The sequence below is a fragment of the Sporosarcina sp. Y1004 genome, from assembly GCF_057669665.1.
This window is the reverse complement of the sequence record NZ_JBYHFQ010000052.1, coordinates 1-7,348: the sequence shown is the minus strand read 5'-3', so window position 1 is coordinate 7,348 and position 7,348 is coordinate 1. Positions and strand designations below refer to the sequence as shown.

Here is a 7,348-nt window from a genome sequence, read left to right as displayed (position 1 = left end):
TTCTTTCCGGCTTATCGCGGGAGGCATCCACAAAGCGGCGAAGCGGTATTAGGAGGAAATCTATTTCATTCCTTGTACAGGGATATTTTTTTGATCACATTTTCTCATTTTATGGCACTCTAAATTACCTATTTAATCCTCGATAACGAAATGCGATATCTAACATTGACTATCGCGGGAGGCATCCGCAAAGCGCAGAAGCAGTATTAATGGGCTTTCTAATCATTTCCATTATTTATCATATATAGGTAACTTGTTTACATTAAAAATACTTTTTTTACGTGTTAACTTGTGATATAATATCTCAGTCCCTTATTTTGCAAATACGGGTGCGCTTTTGTATGTTTACAATTATTTGTGAATTATTCGAGCCGGTTGTTGCTATAACATGCAATTATAAAAACAAGGTGGTTGGAAAAAATGGAAAAAGGTACATTCCGGGTTCTTCTATATTATAAATATGTAACGATTGAAGATCCTGAAACATTTGTTATTGAGCATTTGAAAGCTTGTAATGAAATCGGCTTGAAAGGTCGAATTCTTGCAGGAAATGAAGGAATTAATGGTACATGCTCTGGAACCGTTGAACAAACAGACAGGTATATGGAAATGATGCAGAATGATGAACGATTCAAAGACATTGCTTTCAAAATCGACATTGCAGACGAACATGCATTTAAAAAAATGCACGTCCGCGAGCGAGCAGAACTTGTCAATATGAGTTTGGAAGATGATATTGATCCAAATGAATTGACGGGTAACTATTTAAGTCCTGAAGAGTTCTTTAAACAGATGCAAGATGAAGATACAGTTGTTATCGATGCACGTAATGACTATGAGTTTGACCTAGGACACTTCCGTGGTGCGGTTCGTCCTGAAATCGAAAATTTCCGAGACTTGCCAAATTGGATTCGTACTAATAAAGAACAGTTCGAAGGGAAAAAAATTCTAACGTATTGCACAGGTGGTATTCGTTGTGAGAAGTTCTCTGGTTGGCTTGTTCGAGAAGGATTTGAAGATGTTGGACAATTGCATGGCGGAATTGTCACTTACGGAAAAGACCCTGTTGCTCAAGGTCAGCTATGGGACGGACAATGTTATGTCTTTGACGAACGTATCGCTGTTCCAATCAATCAGGTAGAGCATGTAATCGTAGGCCGTGATCATTTCGATGGTACACCGTGTGAGCGATATGTAAATTGTGCGAACCCTGTATGTAACGCGAAAATCATTTGTTCCGAAGAAAACGAGCATTTGTATATGCGTAGTTGTACGGATGAATGTCGTACACATCCGCGCAACCGTTACTTCGTTGAACATAACTTGACCGTGGAAGAATATGACATGCGCATGGAAGCTATCGAATTACACCGAAATAAAACTCACGCGCTATAATTAAAATCGCCTAAACAATTGTAATTCTGTTTAGGCGATTTTTTGTTATGATGAAGAATGGTGTACTTATTTATCCAAGCAGCTGAAATCAATGCAAGAAATAAGGAGCGGTTATTCCTCTAAACGGAATGGATTCAATGGCAATAGAGGGAATAAGTACTAAACATTGTATAGTGCTTACTTTGCCATTTCTGTCCATACTTTTTAAAAGAACATAATGTTATAATGAGAGCATTCAATTGATATTGGAGGATCATTATTTATGCAATGGAGAAATTTGTATCGTGGATTCTTTTTGGGAATCAGCGATTTAATACCGGGAGTGAGCGGGGGAACGATTTCGTTCATCTTAGGGATTTATGATGAATTATTAATGTCAATCAGTGGCCTTTTTAGCCGCCATTGGAAAAAATATATTGGTTTCTTATTGCCTTTGGGCATCGGTATTGGAGTAACCCTTTTACTATTCAGCAGAGTGATTGAATATTTATTAGTAAATTACTCTGCACCCACACACTTTTTCTTTATGGGACTGGTTTTTGGTGTACTTCCCTTCATTACAAAAAAAGCAGGTGTCAAAAAGAATTTCACCTGGAAACACTTCTTGCTCATTCTACTTGTCGGTGTTGCACTAGCTTCACTTGCCTTTATGAAACCGCAAGATACGACAGCCATTACAAACTTGACAGCTTCAAATACTATTGGGCTTTTTTTAGCCGGTTGGGCGGGGAGTATTGCGATGTTGTTGCCTGGTATTAGCGGTTCGCTCATCTTACTAATTTTAGGTGTCTACTCGACAGCAATTGGAGCATTATCGAATTTGAATTTCCCTATTATCGCCGTACTCGGTGCAGGTGTAATGGTTGGATTCATCGTCAGTAGTAAAGCTGTTAGCTATTTGTTGGAGCATTTTAAGTATCTTTCATTCGCAGTAATTATAGGGCTTATTATTGGTTCGTTATTCGTCATCTATCCAGGTATCCCTGAAAGTGGAACACCGTTTGTCTTGAGTATTATTGCTCTTTATACAGGTCTGATGGTTGCGAATATGTTCAGTTCACTTACTAAAGTTCCTAACGTCAATTACAAGAAAAGTGCCGCATCTGAAACGGATTGAATCGTTTCTGGATGCGGCACTTTTCGCTTTGTTCGGCATTATAATTCCCTTCTTTGCATACTATGGATAAAACCATGCCCTGACTGGAGGGAAATTGATGGATATCTTAAACAAAGTGAGAAGCTTCCGAGAAGAAGAAAACAAGCTTAAGTGGGAAGGCACATTCGCAGATTACTTGGCCATTGTGAAAGAAAGAAAAGAAGTCGCACAAACAGCACATTCACGGGTTTATAATATGATTAAAAGCTCAGGATTGATTGAAAAAGATGGTAATAGACTTTATCAGTTTTTTGGGAAAGAGATTTTTGGACTTGAAGAGTCCATAGAAAGACTGGTGGAAGAATACTTTCATCCAGCTGCAAAAAGATTAGAGGTTCGTAAACGGATATTATTGTTAATGGGCCCCGTTAGTGGGGGAAAATCTACAATCGTTACATTATTAAAACGGGGTTTGGAGAGTTATTCCAAAACAGATGCGGGTGCGGTTTATGCCATAAAAGGCTGTCCAATGCATGAAGACCCACTACATTTGATACCACAATATTTGCGTAAAGATTTCTTCGAAAGCTATGGTGTTCGCATTGAAGGCAGTTTATCACCATTGAATGCGATGCGGTTAGAACAAGAATACGATGGAGAAATCGAAAATGTCCTGGTGGAACGCATTTTCTTCTCGGAAGACAAACGAGTAGGAATTGGAACCTTTACACCTTCAGATCCTAAATCACAGGATATCGCCGATTTAACTGGGAGCATCGACTTCTCGACAATTGCTGAGTTTGGTTCCGAATCGGATCCACGTGCCTATCGTTTTGATGGAGAGCTGAATAAAGCGAACAGAGGAATGATGGAATTCCAAGAAATGTTGAAGCTGGACGAAAAGTTTCTATGGCATTTATTGTCGTTAACACAGGAAGGGAATTTTAAAGCAGGTAGATTTGCTTTAATAAGTGCTGACGAACTGATTGTCGCGCATACAAACGAAACAGAGTACCGTTCCTTTATTTCCAATAAAAAGAATGAAGCACTTCACTCACGAATTATTGTCATGCCGATTCCCTATAATTTGAAAGTGAGTCAAGAAGAATGCATTTATGAAAAAATGATTAAGGAGAGTGATATGACACATGTTCATATTGCTCCGCATGCATTAAGAGTGGCTGCTATATTTTCAGTTTTGACGCGACTAGAGGATTCCAAAAAGCAGGGAATTGACGTTGTTAAAAAAATGCGTCTCTACGACGGAGAAAACGTAGAAGGGTTTAATGAGATTGACGTGGAAGAACTGAAAAAAGAATTCCCGAACGAAGGAATGAACGGGATAGATCCGCGCTATGTTATTAACCGTATATCCTCGGCAATCATCCGTAAAGAAGTAACATCGATTAATGCACTCGACGTTTTAAGGTCATTGAAAGATGGTTTAGATCAGCACGCCTCAATTTCAAGGGAAGACCGAGATAAATATATGAATTATATTTCTATCGCCCGGAAAGAATTCGATGAAATCGCTAAGAAAGAAGTCCAAAAGGCTTTTGTTTATTCTTATGAAGAGTCCGCGATATCGTTAATGGATAACTATCTTGATAATGTGGAGGCTTTCTGCAATAAAAATAAGCTAAGAGACTTTTTAACAGGAGAAGAAATGAATCCTGACGAAAAACTGATGCGTTCCATTGAAGAACAAATTGGGATATCGGAAAATGCTAAAAAAGCATTTAGAGAAGAAATTCTAATTCGACTATCTGCCTATGCGAGAAGTGGAAAGCGTTTTGACTATAATTCCCATGAACGTTTACGGGAAGCCATTCAAAAGAAATTATTTGCCGATTTAAAGGATGTCGTCAAAATCACGACTTCATCTAAAACACCTGATGAATCGCATCTGAAAAAAGTGAATGAAGTAATTGCCAGGCTTATTGATGAATATGGATATAATTCTATATCTGCAAATGAATTATTACGCTATGTTGGTAGTCTGCTTAATCGGTAATCTTAGGGAGAAGAACAAGACTGATGCAGCATTAGTCTTGTTCTTTTCTAAAATCAGCAGCAAACATTGTATAAAAGATGGGTGTGGATGAAGATGAATGAAAAAGACAATGAACATTTTGCTGTCTCGCAGGAAAACTGGTCTCTCCACCGAAAAGGGCATCAAGATCAGAAACGTCATTTGGATAAAGTAAAGGAAGCTATTCAAAATAATTTACCAGATTTAATCAGTGAAGAAAGTATTATCATGTCAAAAGGAAAAGATGTTATTAAAATACCAATTCGCTCGCTAGATGAATACAAAATCCGTTACAATCATGAAAAATCAAAACATGTCGGCCAAGGTAACGGAGATAGTCAAGTAGGCGATGTAATTGCGAAAGATGGATCAAAAGGGAAAAGCGATGCGGGGTCGGGGAAACAAGCAGGTGACCAGGCAGGCCAAGATTATTATGAAGCTGAAGTATCAATTGCTGAATTAGAGGATGCTTTATTTAGTGAAATGGAATTACCAAATCTAGAACAAAAAGAACAAGCTGAAAATACAGCAGAAAAAATTGAGTTTAATGATATTCGTAAAAAGGGACTTATCGGGAACATTGATAAGAAAAGAACGATATTAACCGCCATCAAAAGGAATGCGATTAAGGGGAAAGCAGAAATAGCTCCTTTTCATAATGATGATTTACGTTTTAAGACTTGGGATGATGTCAAAAAACCTGAGTCCAAAGCAGTTGTACTTGCAATGATGGATACAAGTGCATCAATGGGTAACTTTGAAAAAACAATGGCAAGAAGTTTCTTCTTTTGGATGGCCAATTTTTTAAGATCGAAATATGAAACTGTTGAATTTGAATTCATTGCGCATCATACAGAGGCGAAAGTTGTTACAGAAGAAGACTTTTTTTCAAAAGGGGAGAGTGGGGGAACCATCTGTTCTTCCGCGTATCTAAAAGCGCTTGAGTTAATTGAACAAAAATATAATCCAGCACGTTATAATATTTTTCCTTTTCATTTTTCTGACGGAGAGAATATGTCATCTGACAATGATAAATGCATAAAACTCGTTCAAGAACTGATGGCTGTATCCAATATGTTTGGGTACGGAGAAGTGAATGCTTATAACCGTTTTTCAACAATGATGTCTTCTTTTAAAAAAATCGATGATCCGAAATTCCGTCATTATATTTTGAAAGAAAAACGGGATGTCTACTTTGCACTTAAAAGTTTCTTCCATAAAAACTTGGAGGGATTCGATTGACGGAAATAAAAGCGCTTCATCGGGCAATTGACGAAATTACGGAAATTGCAACTGGTTTTGGCCTTGATTTTTACCCCATGCGTTATGAAATATGTCCTGCTGATATTATTTACACATTTGGTGCATATGGAATGCCTACGCGTTTTACCCATTGGAGTTTTGGAAAGCAATTTCATAAGATGAAACTGCAATATGACCTTGGCTTAAGTCAAATTTATGAATTAGTCATTAATTCAAATCCATGTTATGCGTTTCTACTTGATACGAACAGCCTGATACAGAATAAGTTAATTGTTGCTCATGTACTTGCCCATTGTGATTTTTTCAAAAACAATGTCCGTTTTTCAAATACGAGAAGAGATATGGTAGAGAGTATGACAGCAACAGCAGAACGAATTGCAAATTATGAAACTGTTTATGGTAAAGAAGAAGTTGAACGCTTTTTAGATGCAGTCCTGGCTATTCAAGAACATATTGATCCATCTATCTTAAGACCTCAACGTCGGGATGATGAACAAAACTTGGATGATGATGAAGAAATCATTCGCAAAACACCATATGATGATTTATGGAATATAGATCAAAAACCAATTGTCAAAAAAGCAGCGAATAAAGTAGGGGAAAAAACACCTATAAATCAAGAAAAGGATCTCTTGCTTTTTATTTTGCAATATAGCCGTGAACTAGAGGAATGGCAACGCGATATATTAACAATGATGCGAGAAGAAATGCTCTATTTTTGGCCGCAACTTGAAACTAAAATTATGAACGAAGGATGGGCATCATTTTGGCATCAGAAAATTCTAAGGGAAATGGATTTATCGACAGATGAGACAATTGAGTTCGCTACACTAAACGCCAATGTTATTCAACCCTCTAAAACAACGATCAATCCCTACTATCTGGGATTGAAGATATATGAAGATATTGAAAAAAGATATAATCATCCAACAGAAAAAATGAGGAGTTTCGGCGTTCGACCAAACTCCGGTAGAGAGAAAATCTTTGAAGTAAGGGAAGTCGAATCTGATATATCATTTATCCGGAATTATGTCACAAAAGAGTTGGTACAGAAGGAAGACCTATATCTCTTTGAAAAAAAAGGAAGCAATTATGAAATTACAAACAAGGATTATGAAGATGTCAGAAACCAATTAGTCTCTATGCGGGTAAATGGTGGGTTTCCATTCATTGTCGTCGAGAATGGTGACTACTTGCGAAACGGAGAGTTGTATTTAGTGCATAAATACGAAGGTACCGAACTAGATTTAAAGTATTTGGAAAACGTACTCCCTTATATTTATCAATTGTGGGGACGGATTGTTCATTTAGAAACATATGTAGAGAATTTACAAGTTGTGTATTCATTTGATCGGAATAAGGTCTATCGAAGGTATGTATAATAATAGCTTATCCCTCAATCGGATTAACGGTCGGGGGATATTTCAATTTCACAGTTATAGTTGACTGATTTATTAAAAAGATGGATGATTGAGTCAATTCTATAATAGAGGATTTTGTATTAAAATCATAAAAGCTTGATTTACACTCCAGGCGGACGCTTTCCGCGGGCACGGCTTCAA

The 7,348-nt window shown here is 37.3% G+C and carries 5 protein-coding genes; all 5 read left to right on the top strand.

Going from position 1 to position 7,348, the window contains the following annotated elements; all coding sequences use genetic code 11:
- Positions 1–420: 420 nt before the first annotated feature.
- The 5 genes from trhO to AC25Y6_RS19500 all read left to right on the top strand — a co-directional run bounded on the left by trhO (position 421) and on the right by AC25Y6_RS19500 (position 7,168).
- Positions 421–1,395: an oxygen-dependent tRNA uridine(34) hydroxylase TrhO gene (gene trhO, locus AC25Y6_RS19520; RefSeq protein ID WP_488144193.1), complete on the top strand. Its 975-nt coding sequence runs from the start codon at positions 421–423 to the stop codon at positions 1,393–1,395.
- 262 nt (positions 1,396–1,657) lie between these two features.
- Positions 1,658–2,512 (top strand): DUF368 domain-containing protein, encoded by an 855-nt coding sequence (locus tag AC25Y6_RS19515; RefSeq protein ID WP_482099734.1) that lies wholly within the window; start codon positions 1,658–1,660, stop codon positions 2,510–2,512.
- A 97-nt stretch (positions 2,513–2,609) separates the two neighbouring features.
- Positions 2,610–4,505, top strand: coding sequence for a PrkA family serine protein kinase (locus AC25Y6_RS19510; RefSeq protein ID WP_482099733.1), 1,896 nt, complete (start codon positions 2,610–2,612; stop codon positions 4,503–4,505).
- Between the two features lie 93 nt (positions 4,506–4,598).
- Positions 4,599–5,765, top strand: a complete 1,167-nt coding sequence (yhbH, locus tag AC25Y6_RS19505) for a sporulation protein YhbH (RefSeq protein ID WP_482100105.1) — start codon at positions 4,599–4,601, stop codon at positions 5,763–5,765.
- Positions 5,762–7,168, top strand: a complete 1,407-nt coding sequence (locus AC25Y6_RS19500) for a SpoVR family protein (RefSeq protein WP_488144192.1) — start codon at positions 5,762–5,764, stop codon at positions 7,166–7,168. The genes yhbH and AC25Y6_RS19500 overlap by 4 nt, the downstream gene beginning before the upstream one ends.
- Positions 7,169–7,348: the final 180 nt, after the last annotated feature.